The organism is Vreelandella piezotolerans, from assembly GCF_012427705.1.
In the GTDB taxonomy this organism is placed as follows: domain Bacteria; phylum Pseudomonadota; class Gammaproteobacteria; order Pseudomonadales; family Halomonadaceae; genus Vreelandella; species Vreelandella piezotolerans.
Map to the genome: position 1 here is coordinate 3406995 of NZ_CP048602.1, position 21229 is coordinate 3428223.

Sequence of the window (21229 nt, forward strand, 5' to 3'; positions counted from 1 at the left end):
CCGCCCTTTCTCAGAACAGAGCCATGGAGAAACGACCGTGACCCATTCACTTGATCATCTGCCCAACGCAAAAGAGGTCGGCACCTACGACCCAGCAACGCTGGCAAGCAACTTCAGCGATCTTCATCCGCCGCTGACGCCGCGCCAGGCCATCATCGAAAGCCAGCGCTGTCTCTACTGCTACGACGCCCCCTGCGTCGAGGCCTGCCCGTCGGACATCGACATTCCCAGCTTCATCCGTCAGATCAGTGACAACAACATCAATGGCGCAGCAGAAACCATTCTGGAAGCCAATATCCTCGGTGGCAGCTGCGCCCGGGTGTGCCCTACGGAAATCCTCTGCGAGCGCAGCTGCGTGCGTAACCACGACGCCGAGTGCCAGCCGGTGCTGATCGGTTTGCTCCAGCGCCACGCCACCGACCATATGCAGTTCGATAGCCACCCCTTCAAGCGGGCCGCCAGCACTGGCCGCCATGTTGCCGTGGTGGGCGCGGGGCCAGCGGGGCTCTCCTGCGCCCATCGCTTGGCCATGCTGGGCCATCAGGTAACGATCTTCGAGGCCGAGCAAAAGCCTGGCGGGCTCAACGAGTACGGCATTGCCCGCTACAAGATGACCGACGATTTTGCCCGCAAGGAAGTCGAGTTTCTGCTGGGGATTGCCGGCATTGACCTCCAGTACGGCCAACGCCTGGGCGACAACCTCACTCTCGACACCCTGCGCCAACAGTACGACAGCGTATTCCTGGGATTAGGGCTGGGCGCCAGCCGTACGCTAGGGCTGACCGGCGAAGATGCACCGGGCCTGATGCCCGCCGTGGACTACATCAAACCCCTGCGCCAAACCGATGACCTGGGCAGCCTGGCCGTAGCCAAGCGCTGTATCGTGATTGGCGCAGGCAATACCGCCATCGATATGGCCACGCAAATGGCGCGTTTGGGGGCTAAAGAGGTCACCCTAGTGTATCGCCGTGGCACTGAGGCGATGTCTGCCACCGACCACGAACAGGAGATCGCCAAGGCCAACGGCGTGCGCATGGTGACCTGGGCCCAGCCGGACGAAATTCTGCTGGACGCCCAAGGGCGGGTGGCAGGCATGCGTTTTGCCAACACCACCGAGCAGCAGGGCCGCCTCTCCACCACGGGTGAGACCTTCGAGATCGCGGCGGATGCCATTTTCACCGCCATCGGCCAGGGCTTTGCGGGCGACAGCCTACGCGATGCCACCGCCGCCGAACTGGCCCGGGATGGCGAGCGCATCCACGTGGATGAAATGTTCCAAACCTCACTGCCCAACGTGTATGCCGGTGGCGACTGCGTAAAACCCGGCCAGGACCTCACCGTACAAGCCGTGCAGCACGGCAAGCTGGCCGCCCACGCCATTCATCAAGCGCTCGCCGCCCAGCAGGAGGCCGCATGAATACCACACCTTTCAACACCCTCTCTTTTCCAGGCAAGAAAAACAGCGGCGACAGCGTGGTGAACGGCGTCGACCTATCGGTGAACTTTGCTGGCATCAAAGCTCCCAATCCCTTCTGGCTGGCATCGGCCCCGCCCACCGACAAAGCCTACAACGTGGTGCGCGCCTATGAGGCGGGCTGGGGCGGCGTGGTATGGAAAACCCTCGGTGAAGAGCCGCCTGCCGTGAATGTCTCCTCCCGCTACTCGGCCCATTACGGCAAAAACCGCGAGGTGATCGGCTTCAACAATATCGAACTGATTACCGACCGTTCGCTGGAGATCAACCTTCAAGAGATCACCCAGGTGAAGAAGGATTGGCCGGACCGTGCGCTGATCGTCTCCATCATGGTGCCCTGCAACGAGGAAGCCTGGGCGTATATCCTGCCGCGGGTGGAAGCGACCGGCGCGGACGGCATCGAGCTCAACCTGGGCTGCCCCCATGGCATGCCGGAACGCGGCATGGGCGCGGCGGTGGGCCAAAACCCGGATTTGATCGAAAAAGTCACCTACTGGTGTAAAAAGCACTACTCCAAGCCGGTCATCGTCAAGCTCACCCCCAACATCACTGATATTCGCGTGGGCGCCCAGGCGGCGCTGCGGGGCGGGGCCGATGCGGTCTCGTTGATCAACACCATCAACTCCATTACCAGCATCGACCTGGACAACATGGTCGCCAAACCCACCGTGGGCCACCAGAGCACCCACGGCGGCTACTGCGGCAGCGCGGTGAAACCTATCGCCCTGAACATGGTGGCGGAAATTGCCCGTGACCCGGCCACGCCCACGCTGCCCATTTCCGGTATTGGCGGGATTTCCACCTGGCGGGATGCCGCGGAATTCATCGCACTCGGCGCGGGCAGCGTGCAGGTATGTACCGCGGCAATGCTCAACGGTTTTAGAATCGTGGAGGAAATGAAAGACGGCCTCTCCCGCTGGATGGCGGAAAAAGGCTACGACTCCACCGAGGCGTTTTCCCGCAAGGCGGTGCCGCAAACCACCGACTGGAAGCACCTGGACATCAACTTCAAGACCATCGCCCATATCGACCAGGACCTGTGCATCGAGTGTGGCCGCTGCTATATCGCCTGCGAGGACACCTCCCACCAGTCGATTGCCAAGCTCACCGAGCAGGACGGCGCGCGCCGCTACGAGGTCATTGAAGACGAGTGCGTGGGCTGCAACCTGTGCCAAATCACCTGCCCGGTGGAGAGCTGCATCACCATGGTGCCTCAGGAAACCGGCAAACCCTTCCTCGCCTGGGACGACGACCCGCGCAACCCCTTCCGCGTCGCCTCTTAGGCGCTACTCAGCCACACCTACGCCGACTCAGGTCGACACGGCCGCCTCTTGATAAAGAGGCGGTCGCATTTTCTGCAACCTACCGTTCCCCCAGTGGCACACGACAACGCCTCGACTTACTGCGATGATGAGAAAATATTGCATATAGCTATATTTCTCAAAGAAAAGGATGCCACATGACAGTAAAAGCCATCGCTGCCACATTGCTGCTGGCCAGCGTCAGCGCCGCCGCGAGCGCGGACCAGCGCATTGCCACGTTTGATCTAGGCAGCTTGGATACGCTGGACGCCCTAGGGGCGCACGAGCAGGTCGTAGGCGTGCCGAAAACGAGTTTGCCCAGCTATCTCGACCAGTACGCTGCCGACGCTTATAACGACATTGGCGGCCTGCGCTCGCCGGAGATGGAGGCACTGCAACACACCGATCCGACCCTGATTCTTTACACCGGTCGTCAAGCCGAGTGGGAAGCGGAATTGGGCGAGATTGCTCCGCTGCTCAATACCAGCCTGACGGGCGATGATTACCTGACCGCCTTCGATGCCAACGTGCGCGAACTCGCTCGTCAGGTAGGCGAAGAAAATAACGCGGAAGAGGCGCTCGCCACGCTGCATACCGAGATCGAGCAGCAAAGAGAAGCGTTGAGCGACGCGCCGACAACGCTGGTCGTCACCCATAATGGCGGTAACCTGATGCTCAATCAGCACCCGGTGGTCCATGACGTATTGGGCATTGCAACACTGAATATGCCCGAGAGTGTCACCCCCGAGGTACACGGCGAACGCACTTTTACACCGCTTTCCGCTGAAGCGATTGCCGAGATAGCTCCTGAGGTAGTGCTCGTGATCGACCGCAGCGCAGCCATTGGCAATGAACCTGCTGACGCGGACCAGCTGCGCACTTTACTGGCGGAAGCTGGCGCCGAGCCTAGACTCGTGATGCTCACACCGGCCCTTTGGTACCTATCAGGCGGTGGCTTACAAAGCCTGGCGCTGCAAATTGACGAAGTCACTAGCGCGCTAGCAACACAGCTTTAAATCATCATCTTTACGAGCCGGTTTCCGTTGCGCTGGTCAATGTACTGCGTCGGATAGTCAGCCATCTGAAGGGCTCGCTTGCTAAGACGGGTCACGGTCGCCTTCGGGCGGCCGTGGTGGCTCATAAGCGGCGGTGCCGCCTAGCTGCCCTGCATGAGCTCTTATGCTTTCCAGCATGGCGGTTGCTGCGGCAGACGGGGAGCCTCTGACCGGTGTAATGATCCCCAAAGAGCGGGGTACGTACGGTTCGATCAAAGGACGCCAGCCGATGCCCTCTGCAGATATCTGTCGGAAGCTGAATGAAGGAAGCGCTGCCACTCCTAATCCCGCCGCCACCATCCGTCCAGCGGTGCCAATCTGACTGACTTCACACATCAAGTCCATCTCAAGGCGTGTCTGTTCTAAGACGCTCTCAATTGCAGCACGCGTGCTCGATAGGCGGCTCACGCCGATAATGGGATAACGCAGCAGCGCCTCCCAAGGCACGGTGTCCATCGCTAACAAGGGATGCCCCACGGGGCAAACCGCGACGAAATAGTCTTCAACGAGCGGCTCGAAATGCGTTGCCTCTACACGAAGCGGCTGTACCGACAGTCCAATGTCTGCCCGGTGATCACTTACCAGGTCATCTACCTGGGAGGCCAGCACATCGTGAACACTGATCGCGATATTGGGAAATCGATGCCGATAATCGGCTAGCACGGTCGGTAAGAATCCTGCCGCTAGCGTTGGCAGCGCAGCCAGCGTGACTTTGCCTCTCTGTTTATTGAATAGCTCTCCAAGATCACCCAGCGCGTCATCCCAATCGCTAATCAATCGCCTAGCCGTTGGCAAAAAGAACTTGCCTTCTGGGGTGAGCTGCACGCCGCGAGGGGAACGGTTGAACAGCACGCCTCCCACACACTCTTCTAGTTTGCGAATGGCAATACTCAAGGCTGGCTGCGACATGTGCAGCCGCTCCGATGCTTCGACGAAGCTGCCGAACTCAGCAATCGCCACGAAGGCTTTTAGCTGACGAATGGAAGGCTGCATAAATAAAGTAAAAGTCTCATTCATATAATTATATTAGACAAATACTAGCAGGCTCTCTCATTCTTAATAAGTCAAATGACACGCATCTTCTGGAACCAACAACCCACAATACCCAGAGAGAGCAACTGCTATGTACTCACTCAAAACGCCGCTCTTAACTGCCATTCTCAGCGCTGGCTTGATTGCAGGCACCGCCGCCCACGCCGAAGAGCAGCTCTTGATTGGCTCGACCTCCACATCGTCTAGCCAATACGGCTATTTCGTCGCCGTTGGACAAATTATCAATCAGCATGTCGATGGTGTGCGCACCTCTGTCGTAGAAACCGGTGCCACCGTGGACAACTTGCGGCGCATTTTAAGAAACCAAATCGATATGGGGCTCGTTACCACCAACGTGGGCTATCACGCCTATGCAGGCGAGGGTGAGTTTGAAGGTCGCCCCGTGGATAACCGTCTTCTTTGGGTTTACTCCCAAGCACCACAAAATGTCGTGATGCGCGAAGATTCCGGCGTTACCAGCATGGCAGAACTAGACGGCGTGCGCCTGAATCCGGGGATTACCGGCTCTGCCACCGAGGCCACGACCATTGCCGTGATGGAGACGCTGGGGCTTACCCCAGAGTATGTGCGCGGTTCTACGACGGATGTGGTCGCCGGTGTCAAAGACAACCGTATGGCGGGATACGTCAAATCTGGCGTGGGCGAAAAGCTGGACGGGTCCTCCATGGACATTGCGACGTTCACGCCGATCCAAGTGCTGTCCCTCAGCGATGAACAGGCTGAAACGCTGAATGCACAGATGCCTGATATTTCCGTGGTCAATATTCCTGAGGGAGCGGCCGAGGGCATGCCCGCTTACACGACGTGGAGCTTTGGCTTAGCGATGCATGCAAGTCCCGAGCTTGACGAAGAAACGGCCTACCAAATCGTTAAAGCCGTGATGGAAAATCCCGACCCGCAAGTCAGTGCACTCGCTAATCTCGCCGAGGTCGACATCGCCGAACTCACTCTCAGCAGCGGAACGGTGCCCTTTCACCCGGGTGCCGCGCGCTATTTCGAAGAGCAGGGATACGACATTCCTGACCGTCTGATGCCGTCAGAATAAGGAAAGGAGCTCGGTTCCATGCGCAATAAGCTGCTCATGCTGGTCGCCCTGTTGTTGGGCGGCTTCATCTTCTATACCTCAGCAACCGGGCCTTTTGAAAGCTTGGTTCATCGCAGTCTCTTTCTTGCGCTGGTCATCGGGCTGGGGCTACTCACCTATCCACTGGGCGCTGGAAAATCCTGGCGCCCCTTAGGGATAGCGATCGATGGGTTATTAGCCCTGGGCGCCATCACCGCCTGCCTGTTCATTACCTTCAACGCTAACCGCATTCTGACCACGCTTCCCTGGGCAACCCCCCAAGATATGGCACTCACGGCCATTTTGGTGGTGTCCATTTTGGAAGTTGCTCGACGGGCGATTGGGTGGGTCTTTCCGCTGTTAGTCACTATCGGCATCGCTTATGCCCTACTGGGTGACCGACTCTCAGGACCGCTTAGCCACCGGGGTTTTGATGCTAGCTTCGTGACGGAAACGCTGTTTCTCGGGGATTTAGGCGTATGGGGGATGTTGCTAGGCGTCGCAGCCACGACCATTGCCGCGTTTGTGCTTTTTGGTAGCCTTTTGCTTCATACGGGGGGAGGTCAAACGTTCATTGACCTTTCAATGCGCATCGGTGGGCGTAGCCAAGGGGGCGCCGCCAAAATTGCGACCGTGGCCTCCAGCCTATTCGCGATGGTCAGCGGCAGTGCAGTAGCGAACGTGGCTACCACCGGCAACTTCACCATTCCGATGATGAAGCGGCTCAAATATCCTCCGGCCTTTGCTGGCGGCGTAGAGGCCGTGGCATCCACAGGGGGCCAAATCGCACCGCCTATTCTCGGGGCAGCGGCATTCATCATGGCAGAGATACTGGGGGTCAGCTACGTCACCATTGCCCTCGCTGCCGTATTACCTGCGCTGCTTTTCTATGTCGCAGTATTCTTTACGCTCCACTTGGTAGCGGTACGCAAAGCCCTCCCCTTGGTACCGGAGAGCGAGCTTCCCGCTTGGCCCGATGTACTTCAATTGAGACGATTAACCCCCATTGTTGCCGCGCTGGGTGGCTTATTTGGGGGTGTTCTAAACGGCTACTCCATCCAATTCGCCGCTTTTTTAGGCATTACACTGCTGCTGGTCAGCTATCTTTTCTTTGCGTTGCTAGACCGAACACCGCCCCGTCAAATAGCCCGTTCGCTTGTGACCGGCTTGGAAGATGCGGGTAAGGGCATGGTGATCATCGGGGTGTTACTCGCTGGCGCACAGATTTTGGTCGCCATGCTCAACCTAACGGGCATTGGTGTCACGCTGTCGACGCTCGTGGTCAGCGTTGCGGGTGAACAGGTTTTCCTAGTGGCCCTGATCGTCGCCGTCATCTGTCTCATTATGGGCATGGGCATTCCGACTACGGCGGCCTACGTGTTGGTGGCTGCCGTGTTGGCGCCAGCGCTAACGCGCATCGGTATCGAACCGTTAGTCGCCCATCTGTTCGTTTTCTATTTCGCGACGATATCGGTCATCACGCCACCGGTCTGTATTGCGGTGTTCGTTGCCGCTGGCATTGCTAAGGCGGGCTGGCTGCAGGTCGCTGGCCAAGCCATCCGCTTGGGGGCGACCACTTACATTATCCCCTTCTTGATTTTGGCGTACCCGGCGCTTATCGGTTTAGGCGATGCCTGGGACATTACCCTAGCCGCTGCGCGTGCCATGGCCTTTGTCTTGGCTTTTGCCGGCATATTAGGGGGCGCTCGTTTCTTCGGTCACCGCTGGCTGGATAGTGCGCTGCTGGCCATCACAGGACTATTAGCGCTGGTACCCAATAGTGCGCTTGGGTTACTCGGCATCGCGGGCCTGACAGGGCTCTATCTATGGGCTTGGCAATCCTCTCGACGTATTGCACTTCAAGGAGCGGAGCTATGAGTCATCGAGAAGTGAACATGACGACGATCGCCGTGATTGGCTGTGGCACGATCGGCGTCAGTTGGGCCGCCTACTTTCTTTCCCGCGGTTTACTCGTCACGGCTTTCGACCCGGATACCAACGCCCGTGCCTACTTTGCTCAGCGCGTCGCTGAGGATATGCGTACGCTTGGCGTCGATCCTATCACGCCAGTGGTATCGCCCACCCTGGAAGAGGCGCTACAGGGGGCAGAACTGGTCGTCGAAAATGCGCCCGAGTCCATCGCGCTCAAGCAGCAGGTATTAGCCGATATTCAACTGATAGCGCCCTCGCAAGCGTTGGTGGTCAGCAGCACCTCCTCTCTAAAGCACTCTGATATCACTGAGGGGACGCCTGCACCTGAGCGCATCATTATCGCGCACCCCTTCAACCCCCCCCACTTAGTGCCACTGGTCGAACTCTACGGGCCAGATAGTGAACGGGTGCAGCGCTTGGCCGATTTTTATCACAGCATCGGCAAGCAGCCGGTGGTGCTGCGTAAAGAGATGGTCGGCCATATTGCGAACCGCCTCTCTTCAGCCTTGTGGCGAGAAGCGCTTTATCTGTTACAGGAGGGCGTGGCCAGCGTCGAAGACATCGATCTAGCGGTGACGGCAGGCCCAGGGTTGCGCTGGGCCATTCAAGGCCCATTCCTGACCTATCACCTAGGCGGTGGCCAAGGGGGCATTCGCCACTATCTGGAACATCTCGGCCCTAGCCAGGAGTATCGCTGGGCAAGCTTAGGGCAACCGACCATGAGCGACGAACTCTACGAGCAAGTCATCCAAGGAGTAGAGTTAGCCACGCATGGTCACTCACTGCCGGACCTCTTCTCTGAACGAGACCGTCAGTTAACGGCCATCCAGCATGCGCTAGCAAACGGCAAACAGGAGAAGTCCCTATGATCGCCTCACCTTGTTTGCTAATGGTTGCCCCCAACGGCGCACGGCGCGTCTATCAAGACCACCCTGCCATTCCATTGACCCCAGAAGAGCTCGCACGCGATGCGAAAGAGTGTCTAGCGGCGGGAGCCTCTGCCATGCATCTGCATGTGCGAGAGGCCGATGGCCGTCATTTACTCGATGCTGCGGCCTACCAAGAGGCGCTTAGCGCCATCCAAGATGCCGTTGGAGATCAATTACTCCTTCAGGTCACCAGCGAAGCCGGTGGACGTTATTCACCTTCAGAACAGCGACGTGTGATTGAGGCGTTACAGCCAGAGTACGTGTCTATCGCGGTGCGTGAATGGTTCGGCGATGCGTATGAAGTTCACGCCAGTGGCGAGCTGTGCCGTTACTTGGCAAGTCGTGGCACCCATATTCAATACATCGTTTACTCACCTGAAGATATTTATCATTTCAATAACTTAAGAGATAAAGGTGTAGTTCCCCACGGCTCGGCGTTTTTGCTCTGCGTGCTTGGACGCTATACAGACCCGCCCATTGCCGACCCTGGCCGTTTACCAGGTTTTTTACAAGCATTGGCGGCTGGCGACCATTGGGCGGTGTGTGCCTTTGGCCCCACCGAAGGTGATTGCTTAGCGCTAGCAGCCCAGCAAGGCGGCCATGCTCGAGTCGGCTTTGAAAACAATCTATGGCGGGCGGATGGCCAACTCGCCACCCACAATGCCGAGCTGGTCGCTGAGACCAAGGCGCGTATCGAAGCAACGGGGCGCCGAGTGATGACGGCACCCGAAGCACGCCACTTCCTTGCCTTGACTACCAATGCACGCACGGGGGTCACCTTATGACGGTCGTAGTCGGTTGTGGTGCGGGCTTTTCCGGTGATCGTACCGATGCGGCCAGGCCGCTCGTCGATGCACTCATGTCGTACGATGCGCCTCGTGCGCTTATGTTCGAAACATTGGGTGAGCGAACGCTGGCGGCGGCCCAATTACGCCGCATCAAAGATCCTGACAGCGGTGATGAGCCGTTGCTGGAAGAGTTTTTATCGCCCGTATTGAGCGATTGCCTCACCCATCACATTACGGTGTTGGGCAACTTTGGGGCGGCCAACCCTGGGGCAGCCTGCCGTCGTATTCAGCAGCTAGCCAAGCGCTTGGGTCACACTGAAGCGTGCTTGGCCACGATTCACGGCGATGACGTGAGAGACCAGTTGCATGCCCTCGACTGGCAGGCCTGGGAGGGCGAAAAACGGTCTCTGTCAGCACTCGAGCACGTGGTCGCCGCCAATGTCTATCTCGGCGCAGATGGGCTGATAGAGGCGATGGCACGAGGGGCACACGTCGTGATTACCGGGCGCGTGGCCGACCCCTCGCTGGCACTCGCCCCAGTGTGCTACTACCACGACTGGGCAAGCGATGACTGGCACAGGCTTGCCGCTGGGGCATTGGCAGGTCACTTGATTGAGTGTGGCACGCAAGTCACCGGGGGCTACTTTGCTGACCCTGGTTTCAAAGACGTCCCTGGTATGGCCTCGCTGGGTTACCCCCTGGTGGAAGTAGAGCGAAACGGGCGGCTGATCGTGACCAAGCCACCCGGTACGGGTGGCTTGGTCACCGAACAAACGGTGAAAGAACAGCTGTTGTATGAAATACATGACCCCAGTGCTTACATCACTCCTGATGTCGTCATCGATCTGGCGCATGTCAGCGTCAGACAACTGGCCAAAGACCGCGTCGAAATCACGGGTGTCCGCGGCAAACCAGCACCTGCTCGTTTAAAAACCACCGTTAGTTTCCTGGGTGGCTACCAAGGTGAAGCCGAAATCTCTTATGCAGGCCCTAATGCGTTTGCCAGAGCCCGTCTCGCCAGAGACACGCTGCGACAACGGCTGGCATTACGCTGCCCCGCCAATTTGCGAGCGCGCTTCGACTTGATTGGTGTCTCCAGCGTTTTCGATGGTGACTCGCACTACAATCCCCATCACATCGGCCAAGCCGCTAGCGATATTCGCCTCCGTCTCGCCGTCGAGCATGCCGACCAGCGCGTGGTGGAGCTGGCAACACAGGAGTTATTAGCCCTTTATTGCTGCGGACCTGCTGGCGGTGGCGGCGTCAGGAGACACCATACTCAACGCCTAAAAACCGCTTCGTATTTGGTACCCAGACAACAAGTTACCCCCATCGTGACACTGCATAGAGGAGAGGGTAATGCGTGAATTATTGCATCGCTACGCCCATGCCCGGGCAGGCGATAAAGGCGATCGGCTCAGCTTAGGCGTGTTTGTATACGAGGAAGCGCACTATTCCTGGCTGGTCGAACAGCTCTCGGAAGCGAACGTTGCAGCGCTATTTGCGCATCGAAATGTGCATCACGTCACTCGGTATTTATTACCTCATCTCAAAGGTATCAACTTAGTGTTGGACGATGCGCTGCAAGGGGGCGTCAATGGCGCGTTGAACCTGGATGGACATGGAAAAACGTTGTCCGCCCTACTTTTATCCATGGAGGTCACTCCTCCCGAAGCGGCTCTCTAACATACCGCGCTAGCGTATCGCTCATCGGCACGTTGAGGGTAATGCCTTTACCGGGCAAAGGCTGCTGGAACCAGCGTTCGTAGAGTGCCTGCATGTCCCCTTGCTGATAAATGGTGCGCAGCGCTCGATTGACCTGCGCCACGAACGCCTGATCGTCTTTACGCATCAGCAAGCCCAGTGGCTCTTCGGCGGTAATGGCCTCTTCTGAGAGGGCATAAGCCGTTGGATCCTCTGACTCTGCGATCATCGTGCTGAGCAGAATGTCGTCCATGGCGAACGCGGCGACGCGGCCATCGGTGACGAGATCGAAGGCCGCTTGCAGCGTCTCGACCGGTACAACGGAAAGATTCAGCCGCCGTTCACGGTTGGCTTGGTTGATTTGCCCGACGTTGACGGTGCCCCGGGCCACGCTCACACTGCGTCCGGCCAAATCCTGAAGCGTGTCGTAATGGTTCTCTTTGAGTGAGACGAAGCGCACGGAGACAAAAAAATGACTCAGCGAAAAATCAGCGCTGCGTCGGCGCTCTTCATTATTGGTGCTTGCGTTGCATTCGATATCGATCTCGCCGCTATTGAGCATCTGCACACGATTACCGGGCGTTCTAAACACGTACTCGATGGCGAGGGAGGGCAGGCCGAGCTGCTCTTGGAGTTGCGACGCCACCTGCTGGCATAAGTCGATGGAGTATCCGAGCACGTTGCCGTTGTCATCCGTGTAAGAAAAGGGCGCGGTATCGCCATAGCCCACGCGTAAGGTGCCTGTCTCGCTCAGCCGCTGCAGCGTATCGATATCGGAAGCCGCCGCCGAGGAGACAGCCCACACCGACATGAGAAGTCCTACCCACCACTGCACTAGGATTTTCACGTTTCACCTCCTGGAGGGGTCATGTGCATCGGGCCATTCGAACGTGGCCGCCAGCTCTGCACTCATCGGTAAACCCATCACTTGGTTATCGGGCGGTATGGGCTGCAAAAACCATTGATCGTACAGCGCATGAATGGCCCCGCTTTGGTAGTACTCATGCAGCGCCTGGTTGACCGCCTCCGCAAAGACCGCATCCGCTAGCGGCATCATCAAGCCATAGGGCTGGGGGTCGCTGATTGCTTCGTCAGAAATACGAAAACGCTCGGGGGCATCCGCACGGGCGACGAGACTGGCAAGCAAACTGTCGTCCATCACGAACGCGGCGGCCTGTCCCTTATCGACCATGGCGAACGCCTCTTCATGGCGACGGCTAAGCATCACGGCAATGTTCAGCCCATGACGGCGGTTAAGTGCGTTGAGCTGCTCGATATTGATCGTCCCTGTCGTCGATACCACGCTGCGTCCCGTGAGATCTGCTACGGTGCGCATCGCGTTTTCTGCCAAGGCGACATAGCGCGTCGCGGTGTAAAAATGCGGGTATGAGAAAGCCGCCTGTTCGAGCCGCTCCGACGTGCGCGTGGTGACGCCACACTCGAGGTCGATCTCCCCATGGCGCAGTAGAATGAAACGATTGACCGGCGTGACCGGCACGAATCGGACCTCGAGCGGCACGCCGCCCAACCGCTGTTGAAGACCCGCGACCACCGCCCTACAGAGATCGATGGAGTAGCCGACAGGCTGCCCATCGACCACGTAAGAGAAAGGAATTTCCTGAAGGCGGTGACCCAGCGTGATGGCCTGCTGCTGCGCGATCCGCATCAAGGTAGGCGAGGTTTCAAGGGCAATAGGTGACGCGCTTACATGCAGGCTCATCAGTGTCAGAGCCAACACGCCGACACTGTTAGCCCTCATGCGGTGCGCCCCCCATGGTCATGGCAGGGTTGAAGACCGCATAGCGGCCACGCCCCATCGCTTTCGCGGTATACAGTGCCACGTCTGCGCTGCGTAATAGCGTATGGCTACTGGTTCCGTCCCGGGGCGCCAGCGCAATACCGACGCTTACCCCAATGTGTACCTCGTGACCATCGATGGCAAACGGCTCTTTCAGGACCTCGACCAGTTGATGAGCCAACTGCTGGGCTTTTGCCAATCCGTCATGGCGAGCTTGCTGAATGATCGAAAACTCGTCGCCTCCCAAGCGCGCAACGAGGTCGCTCTCTTCCAGCAGCGCTTGCACGCGTTGGCTCGCCTCTATCAGCAAGGTATCGCCTGCCGCATGGCCAAGCGTATCGTTCACCGCCTTGAAGCGGTCGAGATCAAAAATCATGACATTGAAGGGTGCGCCGTGTGGGGCTTGTGTCACGGCCTCCTGTAGCGCATCGTTGAAGTGTACGCGATTGGGCAGCTTGGTCAGCGCGTCGTGATGCGCTAGGTGCTGGTAACGCAGTGCCTGCTCTTTCACTTCTAATAGGTGCTCTCGCTCTTCCACCTTTTTACGCAACGTCTCGATGGCCTGAGCCATGCAGCCAATTTCATCGCTACGCCAAGTATAGGGCGTGGCCCGATCTGCTCGATTGTGCGCAATATGCGTCAAGGCCCGGATCAAGCGAGGGACCGGTTTGAACAGTCGATGCATCAACATACTCAGCAGCAGCGCCGTTGCCAGCAGCACCACGCCCAACGACGCCACAATCTTCAAGATCAGTTCACGATGTAAGTGATACAGTTCACTCTTCAAGCCAATGCTCGACACCACGACCCCATGCAGATCGCCCTGAGGGCTGATGATAGGCAGCGAACTCACGAAGTGCGCCTCGCCCCCAATGCGCGCAAACCCCACATAGAAGTCGTTCGCAAATGGAGTATTGCCAAGCTCAGCGGCATTCGGAAACACTAATTCACCGGCGGTATCGCTATACGCATTGGCGACCGGCGTAAAGCGGCGGCTATTCGTCAGTGAAAAGAGCCAAACGTTGTGGCGCGTTTGCGCACTGGCCAGCGCCAAGACATCGATGGGGCTGAAGCCAGTGCTCAACACCGACTCTTCATCGCCAATCGGGCGTGTCGATACCAGCTGCGTCACTTGCCCGCCAGGATCGGTACGCACCGCAACAGAAGTATAAATACGCCGAATGGTAGCACTGACTATCTGTGCATTCATTTGCGCTTCGCGCCCCCACTGATCCCGGGCGCTGCGCTCAACCATGGTGAAGCCCAGCATCGCGCCCATCAGATAGGCAAAGATGACGCCCATCAGCATGAAGATGGCCACTTTACCTACCACCGTTCGGTGCCAAGGAAGTGAAGCCTTCGAATCAGGGGCGTTATCGGCGCTGGCCTCTTGCATGCAGCAGGTGTCCTTCAATCGGCGTTTTAGCCATCCGTATCGATGCGTTTAGCGACCAACATCTTGAAATGACATGTCTCACCTTTCAGCAACAGCTGCAGGCCCATGGTTGTTTGATAAATTATCACCAAATGCCTTCTAAATAAGCACACTATTTAAACGTTTTATCCATGAGTCATGTCGCTTTTCTGGCATGCCCTTTGCGAGCTTCAGCCAATCGCTAGGCGCAGGTATTTCATCCCCGCTTGGCTAGCGAGCGGGGGACACGCTAAGTTAGTGATAAATATCTTCAAGGAGCCCATCATGAGCATCGAAACCGTTCGCCAATTTTTTGCCGAGCACGCGCCCGAGGTGGCCATCGAAGAGCTAGACACCAGCACCGCCACCGTACAGCTCGCCGCCGAGGCGCACGGTGTGGTCTCTGGGCAAATTGCCAAAACGTTGGCGTTCAAAGTGGGAGAAAAGCCACTACTGATCGTCGCCAGTGGCGATGCGCGGATCGATAATCGCAAGATCCGCGATACCTTCGGTGGCAAAGCCAAACTGCTGGATGCCGACACGGTGATGGAACTGACCAGCCACCCGGTAGGAGGGGTATGTCCGTTTGGACTGGCCACCCAACTTCCCGTCTATTGCGACGAATCCCTGCACGCGTTCGATGAAGTGCTACCCGCGGCGGGCTCACCGAACAGTGCCGTGCGCTTGAGCCCACAACGCTTAGCCGACTTAGTCAGCGCTCAATGGGTCGATGTGTGTACGCTACCAGAGAGCATCCGCTAAGTGACGATGAAGCGCGTTTAGGTCACATCGAGCAAATAGCCATAAAACGCCGTATTGCGCTGCCAGCCCAGCGACTCGTACAGTCGCTGGGCGCGCTCATTGTCGACCTGCGTCATCAATATCAAACGCGCAACACCATGTTCACGAGCCAATCGAGTGGCCGCTTCCATCAGCGCTCGCCCCGTGCCGTTCTCTCGGCACGCTGGTCGTACGAAAAGATCGTTCAGCGTCCAGCGCGCATTTAGCCCCACGGTGGACACGCCCGGATAAAGCTGAACGAACCCGGTGAGCGTGCCATCCTCACCTTCGCTCACCATGATGCGCGAATCTGCTTGCCCAAACCGTTGGCGCAAAAAGTCACGCGCGGCTTGCCTATCACTTGGCTGCTGATAAAACTGCCGATAGCCGTCTAGTAACTCGGTCAAGGCGTCGAGATCATGAATCGTGGCAGAGCGAACGTGGGACATGCGCTATAACTCCTATATGGGTGAGCCACCGAGTGTCTGGCACACCGCCAAACGCTGAGACCAGACGATTTGCCGCGGATTTTCTGACGACGTTCTGATTGTAGTGTATCGTCTTTTCACCGTTTATCGATCCATCTAACAGCAAGGGGACCACGTGTTCCCACTGGGGTTACCGTGGTCCAAACACTCTTTACTCAAACCGAATCCCGAGCACCGATTTACAAAGCTTGGAGCGTGCATGTTTTTACCGCCAGCGGAGTACTGCTAGGCACGATGGCGCTGCTAGCGCTAATCGACAATAACCCGGTGGCCTGCCTGCTCTGGCTGGGGGCGGCGATGATGATCGATGGGGTGGATGGCACGCTGGCACGCAAATATGAAGTAAAATCCGTGCTGCCGCATTTCGATGGATCAACGCTGGATATGGTGATCGATTACCTCACCTGGGCCTTCATTCCCGCGCTATTCATTTATTACTTCATCGAACTACCGCCCTATTTAGGGCTGACCTCCGTCTTCATCATACTGCTGTCGTCGATGTTCTGTTTTTGTAACGTCGATATGAAAAGCCAGGATAACTATTTCGTTGGCTTCCCCGCCGCTTGGAACATTGCCGCGGCCTATTTTTACATTCTCGATTTACCGCCGTTCATCACGTTTACCGCCATACTGGTCTTAGCGATGCTGACGGTGACCAAAATGAAGTTTCTGCACCCCTTTCGTGTGCGTTTGTTCATGCCGTTCAATATCGCCGTCACGCTGCTGTGGTGCGTGTGTGCCACCTCGTTAATTCTTTCACACCCTGATCACACCGCCTGGGCACGGTGGGGCTTAGGTTTGACTTCTCTGTACTTCGCGGGCATGTGCTTTTGGCGCACGGCTCAAGAGTGGTTCGGCGGTCAGGTACCACGCTAATGGCTCATGACTTCATCGCCCCCGACGGTCACCCCCGCTGCCAGTGGTGTGGCGGAGCGGCGGAGTTCCTGCCCTACCATGATCAGGAGTGGGGCTTTCCCGTGAGTGATGACCAGCGGCTATTTGAAAAGCTCTGCCTGGAGAGCTTTCAATCGGGCTTAAGCTGGCGCACGATTTTGAATAAACGTGAGAGCTTCCGCACCGCCTTTCACCACTTCGATTTCCACCACGTCGCCCGCTTTACGGAAGAGGACGTGGAGCACTTACTGCAGGATGCAGGCATCATTCGTCATCGCGGAAAAATCGAAGCTACTATCAATAACGCACGTCGGGCCCAGGAGATGGTGGTTCAGGAAGGCTCGCTAGCGGCGTTTTTCTGGCGCTATGAACCAGACAGCGCATCCCGTCCAGACCCACAAACGCAAACCACATCGCCAGAATCGATTGCGCTAGCAAAAGAGCTTAAAAAGCGCGGCTGGACATTTTTCGGTCCCACCACCGCGTTTGCATTCATGCAGGCCATGGGACTGATCAATGATCACTCGTTGAACTGCGTCACTCGGGAACGGGTTGAGCAGGCGCGCGCAGCGTTTCAGCGGCCTTCGTAAGTCAGCGCGAAATCGTTGCTTACTTCATCGCTAGTAAAGGCTCACCTACCTCGTTGAGCATCTCACTCGCTAGCTCGCCCACCGTACGCACCGCCTCTTCAATCGCAGGCGTTAGGGTAAACGCGTAGTTCAACCGCAGGCACTGGCGAAACTTCCCAGAGGCCGAGAACAGCGACCCCGGTGCCACATGGATGGCGTGCTGCGCTAAACGCTCGTTCAGGCGCACGCAGTCGACATCCGCCGGTAGCTCTACCCAGAGTAAAAAGCCCCCTTGCGGATAGCTAATGCCCGACCCTTTGGGGAAGTAGCGCTGCACCCAGCTAATCATGATGTCTCGCTGGCGCTGATACTGGCGGGAAACCGCGCGCAAATGGCGCTCAAAATGGCCCTTGGCGACAAACTCCGCCACCGCTAATTGCGGTAGCGTGGCAGAGGCGCCGGTGGAGACGTACTTCATATGCAGTGCTTTTTCCCGATAGCAGCCAGGGGCCAACCAACCCACTCGCAGGCCCGGCCCCAAGGTTTTCGAGAAGCCGCTACACAGCAGCACACGCCCATCGGTATCAAAGGATTTTATCGTCAGTGGCCTGGGCTGGGTATAGGCCAAATCCCCATAGATATCGTCTTCGATAATCGCTACATCAAAACGTTGGGCAAGCTGATAGAGCGCCCGCTTGCGCGCTTCCGGCATGGTATAACCCAAGGGGTTGTTATAGGTAGGCGTGACCTGAATGGCGCGGATAGGCCACTGCTCTAGCGCCAGCTCTAACGCCTCCAGACTAATGCCGGTTTGCGGGTCGGTGGGAATCTCCAGCGCCTTTAATCCGTTGGCTTTCAGAATCTGCATGGTGCCGTAAAAGCTGGGCGAATCCACTGCCACCACATCACCATTCTGGGTGAGTGTGCGCAGCGCAATGGCCAGCGCCTCCTGACACCCCGTAGTGATCATGATGTCATCCGGGTGCAGCAAGCAGCCAGATGCCACCGCCAAGCGCGCCACCTGCTGGCGCAGTTCAGGGCTACCGCTGAGTTTGTCGTAGTTGAAGCCGTGCAGATCGTTGCTACGGTGCAGCCCGGCGAGGATTTTCGACAGTGGCTTTAACGACTCGACTTCAAGATTGGGAACGCCGCGCCCAAGCAGCAGCCGTTTATCGTCCCGCTGGGTAGCGACGAGTTCTAACACTTGATCCCATTGGGAGACATCCAGCGGGCACTGAGCAGGCCGCGAGACAGAGGGTAGTACAGAGGGAATACGACACGGCAACACGAAGTACCCCGACTTTGGCCGGGACTCGATCAGCGCGGCGTCCATGAGCTGGCGATACGCTTCTTGTACCGTTGAGATACTCACATTCAGCTCTTGGCAGACCGCTCGAATAGACGGTAGCCGGTCGCCCACGCGATAAATCCCGTGCTCGATTCGCTCCCGCAACGTTACCGCCACCTCTTCGTAGCGCGTCATCACGCCCACCTCACTCGGTTAATTCGCCATACAGAAGGCATCCCGCTTTGCCATACAGAGGTATAACACGCCCCATCTGTATCGTAAAAATAAAAAAACCTATATCTGTATGGCAGCTGGAAGGGTACGTAACCTAGATAGGCACCCCACCACCCGGAGAGCCGCCATGCCACGCTTCAGCCTCACTCAGCTGCGTTATCAGCTAAGCCGCTACCAACAACGCCGCCGCAGCCGTCGCCAACTGCTCACACTAGAGGATCACTTGCTGCAAGACATCGGCCTCACCCGTGAACAGGCCTGCCAAGAGGGAAAACGCACCTTTTGGAAACAGAGGCTCTCCAATAAGGGGGATGTATGACTACCGCCGAGTACTACTTGCTGGATGTCTTTACCGAGCAGCCGTTTACGGGCAACCCATTGGCCGTGTTTCTCAACGCGGATGGATTGGACGCCCACACCATGCAAGCGCTGGCCAATGAATTGAATCTGGCGGAAACGGTTTTTTTGAGTGCCGCCACGCAACCGAACCACTATCCAATGCGGATTTTTACGCCGACGAGAGAACTCCCGTTTGCAGGCCATCCGACGGTAGGTACCGCACACTTGCTGGCAGCATTGGAACTCGCCCACCCGACGCAACCGCTGGTACTTCATCCACCTATCGGGGAGCTGGCCATTACATCGACCAGCGGCAGAACGGAGTTCACAACGTCGCAAGCCGTTATGCTGGCAGACAGCACGCTCGATCACCCCACTGCCGTGGCGCTGTTGGGATTGGATAGCCACCAAATAGTCGGCGACCCGATTATCGCGTCTTTCGGGCTGCCCTATCACTTGATCGAGCTATCGGATACCTCGGCCTTGGAGAGCGTCACTATTTCAGCCGCCCTCTGGGCCAGTGCAGTGATGCCCAGCCGCGCGGCTCAAATCTACCTGTACGTGAGGGAGCCGTCAGCAGGGCAAGCGACCGTGATTCGCAGCCGCATGTTCTGCATGCACGACAGCCTCTGCGAAGACCCGGCCACCGGCAGCGCTGCCGCAGCGTTAACCGGCTATCTAGCCTCCCTCCAGACCGAAGCGTTGCGCTGCGAGATACATCAAGGCATTGAAATGGGGCGGCCCAGCGTTATTTATACGACGGCTAACGGTGATATGACGCCGGGGTTCGTGACGGTGGGAGGGCACGCCATCGTGGTGGGTAAGGGGACGCTTTACCTACCGTGAAGCCTTAAAAGCAAAAAGAGTGTCCACGATATCGCGGACACTCGCTCTTATCGCCATGCACTGCCTAGCGTCACGCCGCCTGGACCTCGATACGGCGCGCGCGGTGGCTCTCTTTCTTGGGAAGCGTCAACGTCAGCACGCCGTTGACGATAGTGGCCGTAATGGCCTCACTATCTACCTCCCGGCTCAGGTTGAAGCGCCGCGCGAAGCGTTGACCGCGCACTTCGGCATGCAAAGCGCTGAGTCCTTCCGGCATATTCAGCGCTATCTCCCCTTCCAGACTCAACACTTGGTCATCGACCTCTACCTTGAGCGTCTCCGGTGTCACACCGGGCATATCGGCCACTAGCTTGAGCGCGTTAGCCTCTTCGATAATATCCACCGCCGGTAGAAGCGCCTCCTTATAGTGCCGATTCTGGCCGTTCTGCTCCTGCTGTAGCGAGGAGTGATGGGAGTGGGATGAACGGACGATGTCATTCATGATTCGACCCTCCAAAACCTGGTTAAACGCATGATTTACGCCGCTTGAACATCAATACGCCGTGGCTTTAGCTCTTCGCGCTTGGGTAGCACGATCTCGAATACCCCATGGACATGACGCGCCTCTGACCGCTCGACGTCGATTCCCTCGGGTAAGGCGATCGATCTAACGAACTCCCCACTGGCGCGCTCACGGCGCAGAACCTGACGCGACTCACCCTCCTCATGTTGGCCCGACACGGCGTCTCGTTGACCACGCAGTGTCAGCACATTGTCCTGAACATCGATGATTAGATCCGAGGGGGCCAACCCTGCGGCAAACACGTAGACCCTAACGGCCTCGTCGCTGCGGGCGATATTGATCATGGGAAAGCTACCCCGCGGCACCGCGCGAATATCCATGGTATTGCGATCAGGAAAGAAGCCATCCAGCAACTGGTCGAGCCAGTCATACTGCTCAGACGAGCCCGTTTCAAAACGCTTGAGATCATCGAACATGTCGAATACCTCCTACGTAAAGCAGACTGTGAGACTTGCGATGAGAGGCGGCCCCTTTTTCACTCCACCGAAGCAGCCTCTACGGTACGAAAAATAGGAGCGTTCGTTCGTATTTCAAGCGTCTGATGGCCATTTTTTTGGCGCGTTCTAAATCGCCTAACCGATGTGTATGTGTTGAGCTCAGTGTGCTGACCGTCACCGATTTAGAGGCGTATGACCGCTTCTGCGACCGTGTACTCTATGGCGATGACAACCTGCGCAAGTTCCGCACGTTACTCTCGACTCTCGCGTAAGCGCCATAA

At 57.5% G+C, this 21229-nt stretch carries 22 protein-coding genes; 14 read left to right on the forward strand and 8 right to left on the reverse strand.

Going from position 1 to position 21229, the window contains the following annotated elements:
* Positions 1-37: 37 nt before the first annotated feature.
* The 3 genes from GYM47_RS15590 (at position 38) to GYM47_RS15600 (ending at position 3791) form a co-directional block, all read left to right on the forward strand.
* Positions 38-1417, forward strand: coding sequence for an NAD(P)-dependent oxidoreductase (locus GYM47_RS15590; protein ID WP_153843020.1), 1380 nt, complete (start codon positions 38-40; stop codon positions 1415-1417).
* Entirely contained in the window at positions 1414-2757 is a 1344-nt protein-coding gene (preA, locus tag GYM47_RS15595; protein WP_139525824.1) for an NAD-dependent dihydropyrimidine dehydrogenase subunit PreA, read from the forward strand. Before GYM47_RS15590 ends, preA begins: the two co-directional genes overlap by 4 nt.
* A 176-nt stretch (positions 2758-2933) precedes the next feature.
* Positions 2934-3791 (forward strand): ABC transporter substrate-binding protein, encoded by an 858-nt coding sequence (locus GYM47_RS15600; protein ID WP_153843019.1) that lies wholly within the window; start codon positions 2934-2936, stop codon positions 3789-3791.
* Positions 3792-3872: 81 nt separating this feature from the next.
* On the opposite strand, the gene GYM47_RS15605 is transcribed toward GYM47_RS15600, so the two are convergent.
* Positions 3873-4823 (reverse strand): LysR family transcriptional regulator, encoded by a 951-nt coding sequence (locus tag GYM47_RS15605; protein WP_153843018.1) that lies wholly within the window; start codon positions 4821-4823, stop codon positions 3873-3875.
* A gap of 130 nt (positions 4824-4953) precedes the next feature.
* On the opposite strand from GYM47_RS15605, the gene GYM47_RS15610 reads away from it, so the two are divergent.
* The 6 genes from GYM47_RS15610 to GYM47_RS15635 are packed head-to-tail and all read left to right on the forward strand — an operon-like array spanning position 4954 to position 11281.
* Positions 4954-5928 carry a TAXI family TRAP transporter solute-binding subunit gene (locus tag GYM47_RS15610; RefSeq protein WP_153843017.1) on the forward strand — a complete coding sequence of 325 codons (975 nt, stop codon included), beginning with the start codon at positions 4954-4956 and terminating at the stop codon, positions 5926-5928.
* Between the two features lie 18 nt (positions 5929-5946).
* Positions 5947-7824, forward strand: coding sequence for a TRAP transporter permease (locus tag GYM47_RS15615; protein ID WP_139525828.1), 1878 nt, complete (start codon positions 5947-5949; stop codon positions 7822-7824).
* Positions 7821-8747, forward strand: coding sequence for a 3-hydroxyacyl-CoA dehydrogenase NAD-binding domain-containing protein (locus GYM47_RS15620; RefSeq protein WP_196781563.1), 927 nt, complete (start codon positions 7821-7823; stop codon positions 8745-8747). The genes GYM47_RS15615 and GYM47_RS15620 overlap by 4 nt, the downstream gene beginning before the upstream one ends.
* Positions 8744-9592: a beta-keto acid cleavage family enzyme gene (locus tag GYM47_RS15625; protein ID WP_153843016.1), complete on the forward strand. Its 849-nt coding sequence runs from the start codon at positions 8744-8746 to the stop codon at positions 9590-9592. The genes GYM47_RS15620 and GYM47_RS15625 overlap by 4 nt, the downstream gene beginning before the upstream one ends.
* A complete protein-coding gene (locus GYM47_RS15630; protein WP_153843015.1) occupies positions 9589-10962 on the forward strand; it encodes an acyclic terpene utilization AtuA family protein in 1374 nt (457 codons plus the stop codon). Before GYM47_RS15625 ends, GYM47_RS15630 begins: the two co-directional genes overlap by 4 nt.
* Positions 10955-11281 carry an AtuA-related protein gene (locus GYM47_RS15635; protein ID WP_153843014.1) on the forward strand — a complete coding sequence of 109 codons (327 nt, stop codon included), beginning with the start codon at positions 10955-10957 and terminating at the stop codon, positions 11279-11281. Before GYM47_RS15630 ends, GYM47_RS15635 begins: the two co-directional genes overlap by 8 nt.
* Here GYM47_RS15635 and GYM47_RS15640 read toward each other — a convergent pair.
* From GYM47_RS15640 to GYM47_RS15650, 3 genes are read right to left on the reverse strand one after another with little or no spacing between them, the layout of a single operon-like run.
* Positions 11256-12146 (reverse strand): amino acid ABC transporter substrate-binding protein, encoded by an 891-nt coding sequence (locus tag GYM47_RS15640; RefSeq protein ID WP_231125589.1) that lies wholly within the window; start codon positions 12144-12146, stop codon positions 11256-11258. The two genes, GYM47_RS15635 and GYM47_RS15640, sit on opposite strands and share 26 nt — an antisense overlap.
* A gap of 3 nt (positions 12147-12149) precedes the next feature.
* A complete protein-coding gene (locus tag GYM47_RS15645; protein ID WP_231125588.1) occupies positions 12150-13058 on the reverse strand; it encodes an amino acid ABC transporter substrate-binding protein in 909 nt (302 codons plus the stop codon).
* Positions 13048-14493 (reverse strand): putative bifunctional diguanylate cyclase/phosphodiesterase, encoded by a 1446-nt coding sequence (locus GYM47_RS15650; RefSeq protein WP_153843013.1) that lies wholly within the window; start codon positions 14491-14493, stop codon positions 13048-13050. The genes GYM47_RS15645 and GYM47_RS15650 overlap by 11 nt, the downstream gene beginning before the upstream one ends.
* Positions 14494-14796: 303 nt before the next feature.
* Between GYM47_RS15650 and GYM47_RS15655 the strand changes: the two genes are divergently transcribed.
* A complete protein-coding gene (locus GYM47_RS15655) occupies positions 14797-15273 on the forward strand; it encodes a YbaK/EbsC family protein (protein ID WP_139525833.1) in 477 nt (158 codons plus the stop codon).
* Between the two features lie 17 nt (positions 15274-15290).
* Here the strand turns inward: GYM47_RS15655 and GYM47_RS15660 are convergent, their stop codons facing one another.
* Positions 15291-15740, reverse strand: a complete 450-nt coding sequence (locus tag GYM47_RS15660; protein ID WP_139525834.1) for a GNAT family N-acetyltransferase — start codon at positions 15738-15740, stop codon at positions 15291-15293.
* A 174-nt stretch (positions 15741-15914) separates the two neighbouring features.
* Between GYM47_RS15660 and pcsA the strand changes: the two genes are divergently transcribed.
* Both pcsA and GYM47_RS15670 read left to right on the forward strand, forming a co-directional pair.
* Positions 15915-16655 carry a phosphatidylcholine synthase gene (pcsA, locus tag GYM47_RS15665; RefSeq protein WP_343218256.1) on the forward strand — a complete coding sequence of 247 codons (741 nt, stop codon included), beginning with the start codon at positions 15915-15917 and terminating at the stop codon, positions 16653-16655.
* Positions 16655-17263: a DNA-3-methyladenine glycosylase I gene (locus GYM47_RS15670; protein WP_153843012.1), complete on the forward strand. Its 609-nt coding sequence runs from the start codon at positions 16655-16657 to the stop codon at positions 17261-17263. The genes pcsA and GYM47_RS15670 overlap by 1 nt, the downstream gene beginning before the upstream one ends.
* A gap of 19 nt (positions 17264-17282) precedes the next feature.
* Here the strand turns inward: GYM47_RS15670 and GYM47_RS15675 are convergent, their stop codons facing one another.
* Positions 17283-18725: an aminotransferase-like domain-containing protein gene (locus GYM47_RS15675; RefSeq protein ID WP_153843011.1), complete on the reverse strand. Its 1443-nt coding sequence runs from the start codon at positions 18723-18725 to the stop codon at positions 17283-17285.
* 166 nt (positions 18726-18891) lie between these two features.
* Here GYM47_RS15675 and GYM47_RS15680 point away from each other — a divergent pair, with 166 nt between their 5' ends.
* Together GYM47_RS15680 and GYM47_RS15685 are read left to right on the forward strand one after the other, a co-directional pair.
* Entirely contained in the window at positions 18892-19083 is a 192-nt protein-coding gene (locus GYM47_RS15680; RefSeq protein ID WP_139525837.1) for a YjiS-like domain-containing protein, read from the forward strand.
* Complete coding sequence (locus GYM47_RS15685; protein ID WP_153843010.1) at positions 19080-19949, forward strand: PhzF family phenazine biosynthesis protein; 870 nt, start codon at positions 19080-19082, stop codon at positions 19947-19949. Before GYM47_RS15680 ends, GYM47_RS15685 begins: the two co-directional genes overlap by 4 nt.
* A 70-nt stretch (positions 19950-20019) precedes the next feature.
* Here GYM47_RS15685 and GYM47_RS15690 read toward each other — a convergent pair whose 3' ends face one another.
* Positions 20020-20430 (reverse strand): Hsp20/alpha crystallin family protein, encoded by a 411-nt coding sequence (locus tag GYM47_RS15690; protein WP_153843009.1) that lies wholly within the window; start codon positions 20428-20430, stop codon positions 20020-20022.
* 35 nt (positions 20431-20465) lie between these two features.
* Positions 20466-20927 (reverse strand): Hsp20/alpha crystallin family protein, encoded by a 462-nt coding sequence (locus GYM47_RS15695; RefSeq protein WP_153843008.1) that lies wholly within the window; start codon positions 20925-20927, stop codon positions 20466-20468.
* Between the last annotated feature and the right edge of the window lie 302 nt (positions 20928-21229).